Below are 16789 nucleotides of genomic sequence, written 5' to 3'. Positions count from 1 at the left end.
CATTTAACAACAAAACTAATAGGGTGATATTTATGTCAGATCAGTCAGAGCGTGGGAATCTGTCTAAAGCCTGGTATCAAAAGGTTTTACACGACTGGGATATAGATCGTTTACTGACTGATTTGGAGTCTAAAATTCAAGAACGATACAGGCAAAATTCTAAGAAAGACTTGTTACTTGGGTTGCTATGTGGGTATAGCTTGACAAAGATAAGTCAGGACTTGTACAGAGATAACGCTGGTGTGAGAGTGGTATTGAGCAATATCTATCGAGATATTGAAACTTTGACAGGAGAACCAGATAACAGCGTCAAATCGAGCAACCTTATTTACATTCTAGAGAGACATGGATATCGCAGAGGTGTTGCTGCATCTAGTACCGAAAGCGCCTCTATCCCCCACAATCTGCCATCACCAACCTACACAGAATTTATTGGGCGTGAGGCAGATATGAAAAAGCTACTGGAAAGGCTTTTGCCGATGCATGGCGCTCACATGATTACAGTACATGGCATTGGTGGCGTAGGGAAAACGGCGCTGGTGTTAGCAGCTGCTTACCTGTGCTTAGAAGCTAGTAACGAAAACAGTTCTGATGCACCTAAATTTGATGCAATTATTTTCACTTCAGCCAAACAACAAGAACTGATTCCCGATATGATTTTGCAACGGCAGCAAGGACAGCGTAACCTGCGCGAAATTTTTCGGGTGATTGCCAATGCCTTAAACGACTCTACAATTATTCAATCTCCTCCCAATGACCAATTTGAGCGTGTACGCCAATGTCTTTCTAAACAGCGAACGCTTCTGATTGTGGACAATATGGAGACTATAGAGGACAGGGATGAGGTTATAGAATTTCTATACAATTTACCCATTTGCGTCAAAGTAGTAATTACTACCCGCGAACGGATTGCCCTGCTGCCAATCAGTCTGCGAAACTTGCCCCTGAATGATGGTTTGCAGTTAATTCAGCAACAAGCTGAAGAAAAAGGTATAACTATCCAAGATGAAGACTCTAGTTTGCTCTACGATCGCACTGGGGGAATCCCTCTCGCTATTGTCTACGCACTCGGTCAAGTTTCTAGTGGCTACTCTTTGAACTTCGTATTGGAGCAGTTAGCCTCTGCTACAGGCGATGTGGCTCGTTTTTGCTTTGAGAAATCAGTGCAAGGTATGAAGGGAGAGCCACCACACAAGTTACTCATGTCACTGGCGATTTTTCCTGACGCTCCTATCCAAGCTGCTGTGGCTGAAGTTGCTGGACTGACATCCGATCCTGATTCTGTCAGTAATGGCTTGGTACGTTTGCAGCAACTCTCGTTAGTGAATCTCAACCCAGAGACTAAGCGATACGAGATGCTTTCTCTGACTCGTGAGTATGCCTTAGCACAATTAACTGCTTACCCAGATTTTGAGAAAGAAGCACGGATGCGTTGGGTGACATGGTATCTAGATTTTGCTTACAGTTACGGCGGAGAAGATTGGGAAAAATGGATACATTACAACAGGTTAAAGAAAGAGGAAGGAAATCTACGGGCGGTACTTTATTGGTGTAAAAACCAAGACCATTATGCAGAAGTTAGGGATTTGTGGTTGCTCTTGAACCACTACGCCAATCTCTATGCTTATTGGGGCGATCGCCTCGATTGGTTGCAATGGCTGATAGAACAATCAGAACGACGTGGTGAATGGTCATCTTTAGTAAAATTCATGATCCGCAAAACCTGGCTGCTAATTCGGGAGTGTTCGCCCCAAAGTCTCACGCAAGCAGACGAAATATTGCAGCGGGCATGGGTTTTACGCGATCATGCAGATTCATGTGTTCAAGCTGACTTAGCCGAAAGTATGGCTAGACTGCGAATCCGACAAAATAATTATCCAGATGCGCGCCACTGGCTAATAGTAGAAGAAAAATTGGTGATTGATGCGAATCTAGATGAGCGACAGCACATCCGCTATTTTATTCCCGTGCTTTATCATCGGGCTGAAATCTTTTATTCAGAAGGGGAATATTTTTCAACAAAGAAGCTATTTCAAGATGTGATGAAAAGTGCAGAAAAAATTAATTGGTATCGAGTGATCAATTCTGCTCAAAATTGGCTTGCTGATATTGCCATTGAACAAGGCGATCGCGATGAAGCTCAAAAGCTATTAATTCAAGGCTTAACTGTCGCCGAAAGTAGCAATAATAAACGGCGTCTGGCTCGTTATCAACGTTCTCTAGCCCGCTGGGAGAGAAGGTGGGGAAGTGTCCAGAAAGCCTGCCAATTATCAACTCAGGCTATTAATAGTTTTGAGCGTTTGGGAATGACAAGGGATGCACAGGAGATGCAAACTTTACTTGATTGCCCATAATTGTCTGCAAACAACGCATTTTCGGTTAGAGAGACGCGATAAATCGCCGTCTCTACAATGGGCTACATTTTACCAGCAGCGATCGCATTTCCAAATCTTACAAAACATACAAGATACGTTGTTTATCAACACAATGTAATATAGCTTAGTAAGAATTGCGCGATCGCTGTTTCTTTTGGATCTAATATTGTCCCCGTGTCCCCGCGTCTTTCTCAAGGAGTTTCTGAGCAAGATTTTGTGTCAGCGTCTAATTCGTCTAAAGTATTCATTAATGAGTCATCTTGTGGCGTGGGGTATCTGCTTTGGGAGTTTACCAAATCGTCAAGAGCTTCAAAAGCTTCTAGAGCTTCCAGATCCTTAAGAGCCTCTGATGCAGACTGATATCGCTGTTTAAAGTCATCCCGTACCATTTTACTGAGAATCTTAGCTAGGGAGTGGCTCACTTGAGAGCGTAGTTTACCGCCGTAGGCATCGCTCCATTGAATCTCCCCATCAACATCTCTATCTAGGTCACGGGGTGCTATACCAGTCAAGGCTTTAATCCCAACCATGCCGACTGCATAGATATCACTACTGTAGTGGGGACGCCCAAAACATTGTTCGCTCGGTGCGTAACCCTGAGTACCAATGCCAATAGTGAAAGGGGTTGGCTCTTGATAATCAAGCTGTTTTATGGTGACTTCTTTGACGGCTCCAAAGTCAATCAATACCAGTTTCCCGTCAGAGTGTCGCCGGATGATATTGCTGGGTTTAATATCCCGGTGAATCACGTAGTTTTCATGGACAAATATTAATGTTTGCAATAAGTCCCTGACAATTTTGATCGCGGCAATTTCATCAATTGCTCTACCTGCTAGTAGTTCCTGACTTAAAGGATGACCAATTATCTGTTCTTGAACTAAATAAAATTCTTCATCTTCTTCAAAATACGCCAAAAGTTGAGGGATTTGAGTGTGCGTTCCCAATCTTTCTAATGTTTGCGCCTCTGAGTTAAATAAACGTCTGGCAAGTTGCAACCCTTCTGGTTTGGTGTTGGCTGGTTTTAGTTGTTTGACAACACATCGTGGATTATTAGGACGTTGGGTATCTTGGGCAATGTAGGTTTCGCTGAATCCACCAGAACCGAGAACTTTGACAATTTTGTAGCGTCCAGCCAGCACTTTCCCTGATAAGGCTAAATCCCTTTGCTGGATTAGGTATTGCAAGTCATTTTGTTGGCTGATAATCTCTTGGACAACGGGGGAAGTTTTATACTTCTGAAAAATATCTACTAATTGGCGTTTTCTGATCCTTTCCCTCATTACTGAGGTTCCCAGGTAGCAAAGTCCGGTCATGGCGATCGCGATCGTGGGTACAGTCGTAGGAAAAATTAACTGACCATAGACAAATAACCCATAGCTAATTCCTACCCAAGCGCCAGACAGGGCGAGGCTATACAGAAATCTATTGATACTACGCTTGCGTTTGCTAATTATCAAGGCTGTACTGCCAACTAGAATTAGCACAAACAAACCCTGCAATGGTGGACTGTTAATTCCTGGGGCGATCGCTTTCCCTGACATCAAAGTTGCGATCGCATTGGCGTGAATTTCCACGCCTGACATAGGTTGAGTGCTATTGCCAACAGCGACTGGATGATAGTCATTGTTTAACTTATCTGTTGCACCAATCAGCACTATCTTGTCTTTGAACACCTTTCCTTCTTGCAAATAGGTGTTCCAGTTTTCTGGGTCAAATACGTGCCAAAAGGGTATTTGCTCGAATGTCCCCGCCGGCCCCCAAAAATAAATGCGATCGCCCTTTGGTTGGGGATAATTTACTTTTGCTGCCCTAAGTGCTGCTTCATCAAAGGAGAGTAGCTTCTTTGTAAATAAATTATCTTCACCTAATAACTTGGGAAACTCACTTGCTAATCGATGAACTTTTCCATCCACTTCTAAGGGAAAATTCACTGAGCCAATAGACACTGAACCTGTGCGAAACATTTGTTGTGGGTCTGTCAGTTGCATAAAAGACCCTTGGTGCGTCTGGGAACTTTCGTAGAGCGCTGCTAAGGTAACTTTGCCACCATATTTTTGCAATGCTGCCTGGAGTTGGCGATCGTCAGTAACTCCATAACTACTTGCTGTGTCAAAAACTATGTCTAATGCTACTGAACGGGCACCTGCTTTGATTAATTTTGTGATTACCTGGGCGTATGCAGCACGTTGATAAGGATAAGATTTCAGTGTTTTTAGGTAGGCATACTGTTTCGGATCTGTTTTATAGTACTGTTCGGGAACTGATATTGACTGATCGTCTATTGCTAAAATTACAATGTCTTCTGGAGGCACAATCGACCCACGCACTTGAATAAAGCCAGAAAGTGCCTGATTTTCGAGCAATTGAGCTAATTCACAACCAGAAGCACTCAGCAGTGCTGCTCCCATTACCCAAGCGCCAGCCAGGAGATGACCTAAGCGAACCATCCACCTAGACTGGCGAGCCGATGCTGTCGAAGTTACTTTTGTCGGTTTACTTGACAGTCTATTGTCAGCAGAGACATAGTTTTTAGTTAAGGTAGATGTAGGTTCTTCTGCCATATCGTGTTACTGATTGATTTAAGTCCAACACTTTTATTTATTCAGACCACGTTTTAGTGTAAGCACATTGAAATAAGACTTAAATGACAATCTTATACATTTGTAAAGTATCTTCTATTCGTCAACAAACTTTTATTGGCAGAGCTAGCCCCCAAGAGATTTCTACTCAAGCACTACCTAATTTATTATTTTTATGTTGAGTGAGTTACAACTAATGATTGTCTCACAGATTAGAGCCAGATATACTCTGCCTCTGCATTTGCTTGTGGCTATATTTAGCCTAACCTAACCAACAAGTACGCCCCTCACTGGATGCTCTACCAGAAACTGTCCCAAGTCCGTCTTCTGTCTCTGGCGCAATATTGGTAATCGCCACAAAGGGTGTTCTGATACTGAAAGCTTTACCTATAGATAGGCATTAACTTATATCTTACCTTAAGCCTATGTTATACCTCTTTAGGAGTAAACTTTAGTGTTATGCAGTGATGAATGCTGTTACTGGGTCAATTTTATTGGTAGATTTTGATCACACGGTAGCTCTTGCAGTGCTGGAGGTGAATAAGGTTAGCACCCAGGATCTCAACTCCAATGTTGCAGGCGTTTTTATGCCTTGAAAGAGGTAGGATAAAAGCTATAGATAAAAAACTACTTTATAGATATTAGCAAACAAGGCATTTGAAAATTGCTATAATCTATTGTTCAATCTAAATTCATTTATATTATTAGGTGTAAATTTGTATGGGTTCTCCAATGAATCGTCTGTCTATTTTTGTAGACGGAAACAATATGTTCTATGCTCAACAAAAAAATGGGTGGTTTTTTGACCCACGGCGCGTCTTAGAATATTTCAAACATGAGCAATCAGAAACAACATTAATTAATGCATTCTGGTACACTGGCTTAAAAGACCCGCAAGATCAGCGAGGTTTCAGAGATGCTCTAATTAGTCTAGGATATACAGTCAGAACTAAAATTCTTAAAGAATATTATGATGATACATCTGGTCGTTACTCGCAAAAAGCGAATTTAGATATTGAAATTGTTGTAGATATGTTTAATACAGTAGATCAGTATGACCGAGTAGTATTATTCAGTGGCGATGGAGATTTTGAAAGAGCAATCGAACTATTACGCTCAAAAAATACACATATTACGGTAGTGTCAACTGAAGGAATGATCGCTAGAGAGCTACGCAATGCTACTGATAGATATATAGATTTAAATGATATCAGAGATCAAATAGAAAAAACTGAAGGTTAGTAGCCTTAGCAATTATTTACAAAGGTAAGAGTAAAAGAAAAACTAAGGTTGAAGATATATTGAGCTATACGTAAACACTAAACAACAAACGACAAATGACAAACAAAACAGATCGAATCATCATTTTTGATACAACATTGCGAGATGGAGAGCAGTGTCCGGGAGCGACTTTGAATATAGACGAAAAGCTAGTTATTGCCAAGCAATTAGCGCGTCTAGGTGTAGATGTAATTGAAGCAGGCTTTGCCTTTGCCAGTCCCGGAGATTTTGAAGCTGTCAAGAAAATTGCTCAAATTGTCGGGACAGAAAATGGCCCGATAGTTTGTAGTTTGGCAAGAGCGATTAAAGCAGACATTGAAGCGGCAGCCGAAGCATTAAAACCAGCAGTTAATGCCAGAATTCACACATTTATTTCGACTTCTGATATTCATTTAGAGTATCAGTTGCGGAAGTCACGGGCAGAGGTGTTAGCGATCGCAGAAGAAATGGTAGCCTATGCCAAGTCCTTCATGACAGATATCGAATTTTCGCCGATGGATGCGGCCCGTACCGATCCAGAATTTCTGTACCAAGTTTTAGAGCGTGCGATCGCAGCTGGTGCAACAACAGTTAACATTCCCGATACTGTTGGTTACACAACTCCCAGCGAATTTGGAGCAATGATTAAGGGCATTATTGAAAATGTCCCCAACATTGACCAAGCGATTATTTCCGTTCACGGTCATAATGATTTAGGCTTGGCAGTTGCTAACTTTTTAGAAGCTGTGAAAAATGGCGCAAGGCAACTAGAATGTACGATCAATGGCATTGGCGAACGGGCCGGAAATGCATCACTAGAAGAATTGGTAATGGCGTTGCATGTGCGGCGGCAATATTTTAACCCTTATCTCGGCAGACCAGAAGATTCTCAAGAATCGCTGACAAATATCGACACCCGACAAATTTACAAAACCTCACGCTTAGTTTCCAATTTGACGGGAATGTTAGTACAACCAAATAAAGCGATCGTGGGTGCAAATGCCTTTGCCCATGAGTCTGGAATTCACCAAGATGGTGTGTTAAAAAACAAACTCACCTACGAAATTATGGATGCCCAATTGATTGGCTTAACAGACAATCAAATAGTTTTGGGCAAACATTCAGGTAGAAATGCTTTCCGGACTCGGCTGAAAGAATTGGGCTTTGAACTGTCGGATACTGAGTTAAATAAAGCCTTCGTTAGATTCAAAGAAGTAGCAGATAAAAAGAAAGATATTTCTGATTGGGATTTGGAAGCGATCGTTAACGATGAAATCCAACAAGCGCCCGATTTGTTCCGGGTAGAGTTGGTGCAAGTTTCTTGCGGTAGCAACGCCCGTCCCACCGCTACAGTTACCCTGCGTACCCCAGAAGGTGAAGAATTAACTGATGCTGCGATCGGTACTGGGCCAGTGGATGCAGTTTACAAAGCCATCAATCGGGTGGTGAATGTGCCCAACCAGTTGATTGAGTTTTCTGTGCAGTCAGTAACAGGCGGTATTGATGCCCTTGGCGAAGTAACGATTCGTTTACGTTATGAATCTAAAGTGTTTTCTGGTCATGCAGCGAACACAGATATCATCGTGGCATCCGCGCAAGCTTATGTAAATGCGTTGAATAGGTTGTATGCATCTTTGCAAACTCAACAAAAGCCAGAGGAAGTAACTGCACAGAAAGTCTGAGATCGGAATCTGTGAAACTGCCAGTTTTTAGCTGATGCTAACAAACTCCTCTCCAACTTTGGGGAGGAGTTATTTATGAGTTCCAAAAATCGTTGGAAATTATGCTGACAGAAAAACATCTCATTATTAGAGAAGGCACAATCAAAGAAGACTCACTGATTGCAAAACACTTTTACCAAATGTGGCTAGATATTGGTGTTGATGAGAGTAATATTATTCTGGAGTGGGAAAATATTACCCTCAAATTCATAGAAGAAGCGCGTCGAGATTTATTTTATAAGGCTTTTATTGCAGAAATTGATAATACAATTGTGGGTTCTGTAAGTTGTCAACTATTTGCAGGTTTATACCCGAATGTTTTAAAAGATGAATATCGCAAGTTTGGATATATTTGGGGCGTTTATGTCGAACAATCTTACCGCAGACAAGGAATTGCCAAATCCTTAACTAATAGAGCAATTGAATATTTAAAAGCGATCGCTTGCACGCGGGTGGTTCTTAACGCCTCGCCATTGGGTAAACCAGTCTACTCCAGCCTCGGTTTCTCTGAAGGGAATGTAATGCAATTGGATTTGATTTAATAAAACAGAATTCAAAAATGAATTCTGTGTAACTAGCGGATGAATAAACCTAAATCCGATAGGATAAGTTTCTCGCTCAAGAGGCATCCGTGTTTGCTCATATTCGGATTTGTACAACAGGCCAAGTTTATTGGGTGGATTATGAATATTGTTTACTTTTTTAGATTTTTCGATTGACTTGTATGGATAAAACTTTATTCTGAGAAACGATGTTTATAATCAGTCAGCTTGTATGAGTAGCGAGAAAACAACAGAATTGCCACTCTGGGTACAAGATAGAGATATAGTCATTGCTCATGATCAAGAAGTACAGTGGCGAGAAGGAAAACGCCCTGATTATTCTTACACCAATGAATTTCTTCATCAAGAGAGTAAATTTCAACATCCTGAAGGTTCTTTAGAAGCGATCGCTCAAAACTTAGTCCGTACTTTTGAGATGGAAGCTTCTAATAAATCTAATCCTCAACAGTGGCTTTCGATTGTTACTGATAAGTTTAAGATGAGTACCAATGGCGGACAACAATTCACTGCTCAGGATGTTGCAGTTGAGGGTACATATAACCTGTTTTTGGGTAAAACTGAGCAATATAACTCTGAAACAGAGACCTTTGAATCTTCATTTCAAGTTTTTCATCAAGCCTTTCCTAATGGCTTTCTTTGGGAATTAACAGAAGTCCTTTCGGGTCCTCCTAATGTTACCTTTAAGTGGCGACACTGGGGAACATTTAATGGTTCCTATAAGGACTATGCACCCACAGGTGAAACAATAGAAATCGTAGGAGTTAGTATTGCTCGCGTCACTGATGATTTGAAGATTGAGTCTTTAGAGCATTATTTTGATAATAATGTCTTTCTTCAGAAATTAACGGCAGGTGGTTGTCCTTTCCATTCTCAAAATCAGAACAATCACTAATTTTGATTTAGTTATAGTCCAATACGGTTCAGTTAAGCATTTCTTTCTTCTCTTTGCGTCCTTTGTATCCTTCTCAAACGAGACGCTGCGCGAATGCGGTTCGTTAAAAAATTGACTTTTGCAAAGAGTTTTAGCCTTAACTGAACTGTATTGGTTTATGGTATTGATGTTTGCACATTAGTAGCTGGTGTATTGACTGAAGATGTAAACCCAGCGAGTTTACCCAACTTCTGGGGTACAAAATCTGTTTCTTTACTACCTTGAACCTCAGATAAGTAGCAATCTCGCACCGCCAATAACAAGCCTTTGATGGCATCTTGTGCGCCTGTTTTGACTAAATCATCTGCCTTTTTGAAAAAATGCGATCGCCATTTACCATCGTTATTGGCATACAATTCTATTAAATACCAACCTGCAAGATACTCAGCTAAAGGATCGAGACAAAAACGGATTCTGTCTTTGGCAGAACCGATAGTTTGAATCAGGTGCAGGCGCTTTTCCAGATAATTCAGGTGTGCTTCGGGGTCATTAATACCCAAATTTGCTAATGCAGCAACTGCATCTATACGCTTGGCGGTTCCTGGTTGATAACTTTGCTGCAAGCATTCCCAGGCGATGGTTTTGGCAATTTGATGAACAGTGCGATCATCAAATTGATCGTCTGTAACATCACGATTGAGTTCATTGATATAACCCAGCATCAAATTGGGAATATTCTCTGGCAACGCAGAAATATTAGATGCAACGTCTTTACTGGCGATTAACTGTTCAGCATAGAGTTTAGCCAGCAAGACAGTGATATTATTTTGACCGACCATCAGAGAAAGACGGTTACAAGCGTCAAAAAATTCCTGGTCAGTAAAGCGATCGCGTTTACCTCGCTGCATGAGATAAGCTTCCATAAAGGACGATAGTTTATTAGCCTCAATCCGCAAGGGTTTAATTATCGTCTTATTAACCCGCCCCAGCTTTTCCTCAATTCGGGAAGTAATCACCAATGCATTCACCGGAAACTCTGGCGACTCCGGCTCAATTGCTTCTCGTGTAGTGACATTCATTTCTGAGAATCGGTCTACAATCACTAGAATGCGTTTCTTTCTTAACAAACGTAATAGTAATTCTTGACAAATCGGCTCTGGCTCATCAATTAAAGCTTGCAACTGTCCTCTGATGGCTTCTAAAAGCGGCGACTTACCTTCAGTCACCCGAAATTCTTCTTCTAACAGCACAGGTAACATCAAATGTTTGCAGAGTTGTTGGTCTTCATCCTCAGCCATTGCCCACCCAGCGATTCGACACGCTAAACTGGTTTTACCTACGCCCCCTTCCCCACCAATTACTAGGCAGCTACGTTGTTTCTCGAAAGTTGAGCGCAAATTCTCATTCATCAGTTGGGGAACTGTTGTACCATCCAGAACAACGGGAATGGGAATGTAACAGGCGCGACTGCTAACTGTATCCTTTTTGGGAAATTGTTCGCGGGCTGCTTTGATATATTTAGCTACCCACGCATCTAATACTCTGGGATGGTAATGAAACCAGCCAACAAATAGCACATATCGCAGAGGTACATTAACACTGATAAATGGGAGAGAAAAATCTGTGTAAGGTTTGAGGACGTTGTTAATTTTCAACAACCATAAAGGGGCTACCCGCAAGAGAATTAACCAAATAGAAGGCAATAAGATAAGGTAAGCGGCAATTCCCAAGAGTAATTTATGCTTAAATAGCGATTCTAGAACTCTATCAAAAAGGCGAGTTTCTTTTTCTGCTTTCAGGGCATTAAGAGGGCGACGTATCAGCCTAATGTCCGTCTCTGTGAATTTATCTTTGTATTTTTGTATAGTTGCCAATACTTGCTCAAAGTCTGAGATGACTTTCTGCAACTTGGAGGTAGGTAAAGCATTTGCCTTGTCCTGAAAGCCTGCCGCTATTCCTCCTAAACCTTTGATAGCACCTAAACGCACGTAAAACTGGCTATCATTCAACAAGGCAATTAAATTCGGGACAGAAGATACTGCTTCTGTACCCATTGCACCCAAAGCGTAGGCAGAGTTGTAACGTACAGTGGGGTTCTTATCTTTTAAGGCAGCAGTTAATACTGGGACAGCTACTTTCGCTTCTACACCAATTTTTCTGAGTGCAGAAGGAACATAAATGCGAACGAATTGCTCCTTATCTTGTAACGCCGCCATCAACGATGGAACTGCTGCTTTGGCTGCTGTACCAATATTTCCTAAAGCTAAGGTGGCGTACAGGCGGACTTGTCCATCTTCATCTTGCAATGCCGCACTTAAGGCTGGAACTGCTGGTGCTGCTTCTGCACCCAAATCTCCTAAAACAGAAGCCGCGTGCCAGCGAAGATTAATATCCTGATTTTTCAAAGCTTCAATCAGAGACGGCACTGCTGCCGAACCGATATTAACTAATGCATCTGCTGCAAGGCTTCTGATGTGGGCATCGTTATCTATCAGCTTCTCAATCAGAGGAGCAATTTTGCTATCAGTAGTGATTTGCGCCCAACTATTGCTTGTGCATAGTAGGAACAGTGTCAGGCATAAGACAACTACCTTGAGCGCACTAAGTAATACTTGTCTGGTATGCTTTGTCATTGAATCGGATTGAATCACCCGATGAACAACTCCAGTCAGAGAAACTATACCTAAGATTGTAATCTAACTGTCAATGCGGGTTAGCGATGTCTACGACGGGCTACGCCTACGCACTGGTTTGCCCCCGCTTTGCTCAAGCTTGATTAGCATTGGGATTTAAACGCATCATAATTTTCTCTGGTTATGTCAAATTTTTAAACCCATAACAGCGATAAAGTCCATGAGCATCTTTTGTGCCTAACAACCACCTTGACGAAACACCTTGGTACGAGAAAGGTAAATATCGATGGTTAGGGACTTCCAAGAAATAAATTATCCAAAGATTTTGGGATATTTTTTTATTTGTAAGTCCTTTATGGTTAGCGATTACAAAATATAATGTTTTACACATCGGTAGTCATCACCAGGAAAGGCTATTACGCCTGAATGCTTGCGGCATTTTTGGGATGGTTAGTTACCAATCAATAATTGCTTTTGATGTAAAAAGGCTGTTAGAATCTAGATAAGAATATTAATTATATAGAGCTAGAAAATATGTACATCCAAATTAAACCAGAACTAGAGCAATTTATTCAGGCACAGCTTGCAAGTGGTAGATTTACTAATGCAGATGATGTCATCAATGAAGCTTTTAAACTGTTACAAGAAAGAGAGCAGCGACTTGAAGAGTTACGGCAAAAAATTGCTGTAGGAACTGAACAAATTGCTAAGGGACAAGTAACTGACGGCGAAGTTGTATTTGCTAGATTACAAGAAAAAATTCGTCTAATTGCTGAGGAGTCTGCTGAATGAGTAATTATTCATTTTCAGATGCAGTAATTCAAGATTTAGATGAAATTTGTGAATATATTGCTCGGAGTAGCCCAAAAGCAGCTAGTAAGCTTTTTGATGACATTCGCTCCAAATGTAAACTAGTAGCGAGTTTCCCCAATATGGGAAAAAGCTATGGAAGGCTTGTACCAAATCTGCGCGGTTTTGTTGTGGATGATTACATTATATTTTACTATCCGAGAGAAGACGGAATTAGTATTACTCGTGTTGCCAGTGGTTATCGAGATTTAGAATCTTTGTCCGTAGATTAATAATTAAACTGTAACTATGTTTTAGGTTTAGTACTTATCGCTCTGTTCAGGGTCATAAAACTAACTTAATACAATACAAATACGATACAGGTATATAAAAACCAAGAATATATAGTATTTTAAAATGCTTAAATTATGGAATCAGCATGAAAATTCACATATTAAGTGATTTACATCTTGAATTTAAACCCTTTAATACTCCTGATATAAATGCGGATATTGTTGTTTTAGCTGGAGATATTGATTTAAGAGAAAGAGGAATTAAATGGGCAATTCAGAATATTCCCAACAAACAAGTTATATATGTATTAGGTAATCATGAATACTATGGAAGTGCTTATCCAAGGCTTGTTGAGAAGCTGAAAGATTATTCATTAGGAACTAATGTTCATATTCTAGAGAATGATTTAGTTACCATTGAGGGTGTAATTTTTTTAGGTTGTACCTTATGGACTGATTTTAAACTGTTTTGTGAACCACGTATGGCAGGTGTAGAAGCTAGTCAATTCATGAACGATTACAAGAAAATTAGATTAAGTCCTCAATACTCAAAGTTAAGAACTATTGACACAGCGCTAATTTGTAAAAAATCAGTTAATTGGTTAAAAAATACATTATCTTGCTTGTCTGGTAAAACTGTAATTATCAGTCATCATTCTCCTAGTGTAAAGTCTATACCTTTTCAATATAAAGAAGATATTTTAAGTGCTGCTTATGCTTCAAATCTTGATACTTTAGTTGAGGAGTCTGGAGCATTATTATGGATTCATGGCCACATTCACAATCAATTAGATTATCAAATCGGTTTGACTCGCGTTATTTGTAATCTGCGTGGTGATCCAGATGAGCCAAATAATTACTTTAATCCAGGATTATCAGTGGAGATTTAATAAATAGTTCAGGAGGTAGGAAAAACCCGCTTTCTACCTCAATACAGTTCAGTTAAAATGATGAAATTACTGAACCATTAGCTGGATAACAGAGGCTATATTCAGCATTCAAGGATATGGGTGCATATAGTTATTGATTATGAATCAGTCTACAACAAAATCTTGGCAAGAAATCCGCGCTGCTTTCAAACAAATCTGGGGTTATGAAGATTTCCGTCCACCACAGGGAGAAATTGTCAGTAGTTTATTATCACAAAAAGATGCGCTGATTATTATGCCCACAGGTGGAGGGAAGTCGATTTGTTTTCAACTTCCCGCACTGCTACAAACAGGATTAACCTTGGTAGTTTCGCCCTTGGTGGCGTTGATGGAAAACCAAGTTCAGGAACTACTACAAAGCCACCAAAAAGCAGCACTTTTGCATAGTGAATTATCTTCATATCAACGCCGTGCAACTCTGCAAGCTTTAGAACGCCAACAGCTAAGATTACTTTATTTATCACCCGAAACTTTGCTCAGTGTCCCAGTGTGGGAAAGATTATGCCACCCGCAACTGCAAATTAATGGTTTGATTTTAGATGAAGCTCATTGTTTAGTGCAGTGGGGTGATAGTTTTCGCCCAGCTTATCGCAGATTAGGGGCGGTGCGTCCGGCGTTGCTCAAATCAAAACCACCAGGAACAAAAATCAGCATCGCCGCTTTTACCGCTACTGCTGACCCCTCAGCCCAAAAAATTATTCAAACAGTTTTACAATTACAGCAACCAGAGATTTTTCGCTTGAATCCTTACCGTCCGAACTTGCATCCCAGCGTTCGCATCGCTTGGACACCACGAGGTAGGAAACAACAATTATTAAAGTTTATTCAAAATAGACCACAACAATCGGGATTAGTTTATGTTCGCACTCGGAGAGATAGCGAAGATTTAGCTGAATGGTTTGCAGAGATGGGTTACGCCACAGCTAGCTATCATGCGGGATTGGGTGCAACAGAACGCCGTGAAGTAGAAGCAAGCTGGTTAAGTGGCAAAATTCCCTTTGTTGTGTGTACCTGTGCGTTTGGTATGGGGATAAATAAAAGCGACGTTCGCTGGGTTGCCCACTTTCACGCACCACATTTGTTATCTGAATATGTGCAAGAAATTGGCCGCGCTGGAAGGGATGGGAAACCAGCAGAGGCGTTGACGTTGGTAAGTGAACCTACGGGGTGGCTAGATTCAGGGGATAAGCAAAGACAGGATTTTTTTCAAGAACAAATGCGATCGCAACAACAAATAGCGCAGCAACTTGTGAAAAAATTACCAAAACAGGGAGAAGTGAATGCCGTAACTCGACAATTTCCCGAAGGTGCGACGGCGCTAGCTTTACTTCATAGCAACGGTCAGCTAAACTGGCTCGACCCTTTCCATTACAGCATTGGGCAAAAAGCGGGAAATCATTCACCGATGCAATTACACGCCGCTAAACAGATGCAGCAATACCTAACAACTAAGCAGTGTCGTTGGCAGTTTTTGTTAAATGCCTTTGGTTTTGATAAAGAAGCAGCTAACTTGCGTTGTGGACATTGTGACAATTGCCGTCAATGAGTATAAAAGACTCATTTATGAAGATTACTCCCTTGCTGCTTGTTCGCCGTCAGGTATTCCCGCTACAATACCTAAATTTTTTTAATAACTGCGATCGCGCAGCATCTTGTTAGAGAAAGACGCAAAAGAAAAGATAAATGATCTTATCGCGGGACAGAGAGTAACCCTCTTCTGTCACTTTCCGGTTATTCTAAATAAAAGAATAAAAAAAGAAAATCCTGAAAGGTAAGTAGGGCAATGGATGTAGAATTACAAATCTTGAAACATTTGCCAAGAGATGCTCACCCAACAGTTGCGATCGTAGATGAATATTGTGCAGAGTATAAAGACCTGTTTAAAGAAGTAAGAAATTATGAGTGCTTCAAATATTTACATCTGGGAATAATGTCACAAATTAAAAGAAAATCATTACCAGAGATAGCAAAAGTCGTAAGTATAAACTCTGCACAGTCATTACATCATTTTCTAGCCAATTCAGATTGGTCAGTAGATAAATTAAAACAACTAAGATTAAATAAACTTAAAAAATCATTAAATGGCAATGCGATTACGGTAGTAATAGATGAAACCGGAGATAGGAAAAAAGGTAAAAAGACTGATTATGTATCCAGACAATATCTAGGAAGTGTGGGAAAAGTCGATAATGGGATAGTTTCAGTCAATGCCTATGGAGTTTACTCTAATATAACGTTTCCATTAACTGTAAAAGTATTCAAACCAAAAGGAACGCTAAAAGAGGAGGATAAATATAAAACTAAAATAGAGTTAGCGTCAGAGATTATTACAGAATTAATTGAATCTGGTTTTAATATTGAACTGGTACTGGCAGATAGTTTATATGGTGAAAGTAGCCAATTTATTAGAAAACTAGCTGAATATAAATTAGATTATGTTGTATCAATTAGAAGTAATCATGGAGTCTGGTTGCCAGTAGCACAAAGTGTTAGGGCGAATAAGTGGTGTAAATTTGAAAGAACATTTAGCAATCAAAAATCAGAAGCCCGATACATTAGGGAAATAATTTATGGTAAAAAAAGAGCCATAACTTACTGGGAAATAACTACTGATCCAGAAACCATGCCAGAAAATTCTACTTCCTTCGTGATGACAAATCTTCAAGGAAAACTCAAAAAAACTTTAGGCGATTTATATGGATTAAGAACCTGGGTAGAATACAGGGTTAGCGCGTCTCAAAGCCTATTGACAATAGGACTTGCCTGATATAGCAAT

11 protein-coding genes and 1 pseudogene are annotated in these 16789 nt (G+C 40.4%); 10 read left to right on the top strand and 2 right to left on the bottom strand.

The window, feature by feature from the left end:
• Positions 1–32 precede the first annotated feature (32 nt).
• On the top strand, positions 33–2354 hold the full coding sequence (locus HWQ44_RS17410; protein WP_292720900.1) for a tetratricopeptide repeat protein: 2322 nt from the start codon (positions 33–35) through the stop codon (positions 2352–2354).
• Between the two features lie 212 nt (positions 2355–2566).
• Here HWQ44_RS17410 and HWQ44_RS17405 read toward each other — a convergent pair whose 3' ends face one another.
• Complete coding sequence (locus HWQ44_RS17405) at positions 2567–4936, bottom strand: CHASE2 domain-containing serine/threonine-protein kinase (RefSeq protein WP_292720896.1); 2370 nt, start codon at positions 4934–4936, stop codon at positions 2567–2569.
• Positions 4937–5674: 738 nt separating this feature from the next.
• Between HWQ44_RS17405 and HWQ44_RS17400 the strand changes: the two genes are divergently transcribed.
• From HWQ44_RS17400 to HWQ44_RS17385, 4 genes are all read left to right on the top strand, one after another.
• On the top strand, positions 5675–6196 hold the full coding sequence (locus HWQ44_RS17400; RefSeq protein WP_041565194.1) for an NYN domain-containing protein: 522 nt from the start codon (positions 5675–5677) through the stop codon (positions 6194–6196).
• 95 nt (positions 6197–6291) lie between these two features.
• Positions 6292–7896, top strand: a complete 1605-nt coding sequence (locus tag HWQ44_RS17395; RefSeq protein ID WP_292720894.1) for a 2-isopropylmalate synthase — start codon at positions 6292–6294, stop codon at positions 7894–7896.
• Positions 7897–7997: 101 nt separating this feature from the next.
• The gene (locus HWQ44_RS17390) at positions 7998–8477 is read left to right on the top strand and encodes a GNAT family N-acetyltransferase (protein WP_292720891.1); all 480 of its coding nucleotides are present in this window, start codon (positions 7998–8000) and stop codon (positions 8475–8477) included.
• Positions 8478–8709: 232 nt separating this feature from the next.
• A complete protein-coding gene (locus HWQ44_RS17385) occupies positions 8710–9390 on the top strand; it encodes a SnoaL-like polyketide cyclase (RefSeq protein ID WP_292720888.1) in 681 nt (226 codons plus the stop codon).
• A 155-nt stretch (positions 9391–9545) separates the two neighbouring features.
• Here the strand turns inward: HWQ44_RS17385 and HWQ44_RS17380 are convergent, their stop codons facing one another.
• Positions 9546–12020, bottom strand: coding sequence for a HEAT repeat domain-containing protein (locus HWQ44_RS17380; RefSeq protein WP_292720885.1), 2475 nt, complete (start codon positions 12018–12020; stop codon positions 9546–9548).
• 516 nt (positions 12021–12536) lie between these two features.
• On the opposite strand from HWQ44_RS17380, the gene HWQ44_RS17375 reads away from it, so the two are divergent.
• The 5 genes and pseudogenes from HWQ44_RS17375 to HWQ44_RS17355 all read left to right on the top strand — a co-directional run.
• On the top strand, positions 12537–12794 hold the full coding sequence (locus HWQ44_RS17375; protein WP_292720882.1) for a type II toxin-antitoxin system ParD family antitoxin: 258 nt from the start codon (positions 12537–12539) through the stop codon (positions 12792–12794).
• On the top strand, positions 12791–13084 hold the full coding sequence (locus tag HWQ44_RS17370) for a type II toxin-antitoxin system RelE/ParE family toxin (RefSeq protein ID WP_292720879.1): 294 nt from the start codon (positions 12791–12793) through the stop codon (positions 13082–13084). The genes HWQ44_RS17375 and HWQ44_RS17370 overlap by 4 nt, the downstream gene beginning before the upstream one ends.
• A 146-nt stretch (positions 13085–13230) precedes the next feature.
• Complete coding sequence (locus tag HWQ44_RS17365) at positions 13231–13974, top strand: metallophosphoesterase (protein WP_292720876.1); 744 nt, start codon at positions 13231–13233, stop codon at positions 13972–13974.
• Between the two features lie 139 nt (positions 13975–14113).
• Positions 14114–15559: an ATP-dependent DNA helicase RecQ gene (locus HWQ44_RS17360; RefSeq protein WP_292720873.1), complete on the top strand. Its 1446-nt coding sequence runs from the start codon at positions 14114–14116 to the stop codon at positions 15557–15559.
• 237 nt (positions 15560–15796) lie between these two features.
• A pseudogene (locus HWQ44_RS17355) lies at positions 15797–16735 on the top strand (IS701 family transposase); the annotation flags it as partial.
• Positions 16736–16789: the final 54 nt, after the last annotated feature.

The sequence above is a fragment of the Nostoc sp. JL34 genome, from assembly GCF_017114945.1.
Taxonomy (GTDB): Bacteria; Cyanobacteriota; Cyanobacteriia; order Cyanobacteriales; family Nostocaceae; genus Nostoc.
This window is presented reverse-complemented; position numbering and strand designations above follow the sequence as displayed.

Coding starts and splice junctions, on each gene's coding strand:
- HWQ44_RS17365 (WP_292720876.1), top strand. CDS start 13,231: ATGAAAATTCACATATTAAGTGATTTACATCTTGAATTTAAACCCTTT.
- HWQ44_RS17370 (WP_292720879.1), top strand. CDS start 12,791: ATGAGTAATTATTCATTTTCAGATGCAGTAATTCAAGATTTAGATGAA.
- HWQ44_RS17390 (WP_292720891.1), top strand. CDS start 7,998: ATGCTGACAGAAAAACATCTCATTATTAGAGAAGGCACAATCAAAGAA.
- HWQ44_RS17360 (WP_292720873.1), top strand. CDS start 14,114: ATGAATCAGTCTACAACAAAATCTTGGCAAGAAATCCGCGCTGCTTTC.
- HWQ44_RS17405 (WP_292720896.1), bottom strand. CDS start 4,936: ATGGCAGAAGAACCTACATCTACCTTAACTAAAAACTATGTCTCTGCT.
- HWQ44_RS17375 (WP_292720882.1), top strand. CDS start 12,537: ATGTACATCCAAATTAAACCAGAACTAGAGCAATTTATTCAGGCACAG.
- HWQ44_RS17385 (WP_292720888.1), top strand. CDS start 8,710: ATGAGTAGCGAGAAAACAACAGAATTGCCACTCTGGGTACAAGATAGA.
- HWQ44_RS17395 (WP_292720894.1), top strand. CDS start 6,292: ATGACAAACAAAACAGATCGAATCATCATTTTTGATACAACATTGCGA.
- HWQ44_RS17410 (WP_292720900.1), top strand. CDS start 33: ATGTCAGATCAGTCAGAGCGTGGGAATCTGTCTAAAGCCTGGTATCAA.
- HWQ44_RS17400 (WP_041565194.1), top strand. CDS start 5,675: ATGGGTTCTCCAATGAATCGTCTGTCTATTTTTGTAGACGGAAACAAT.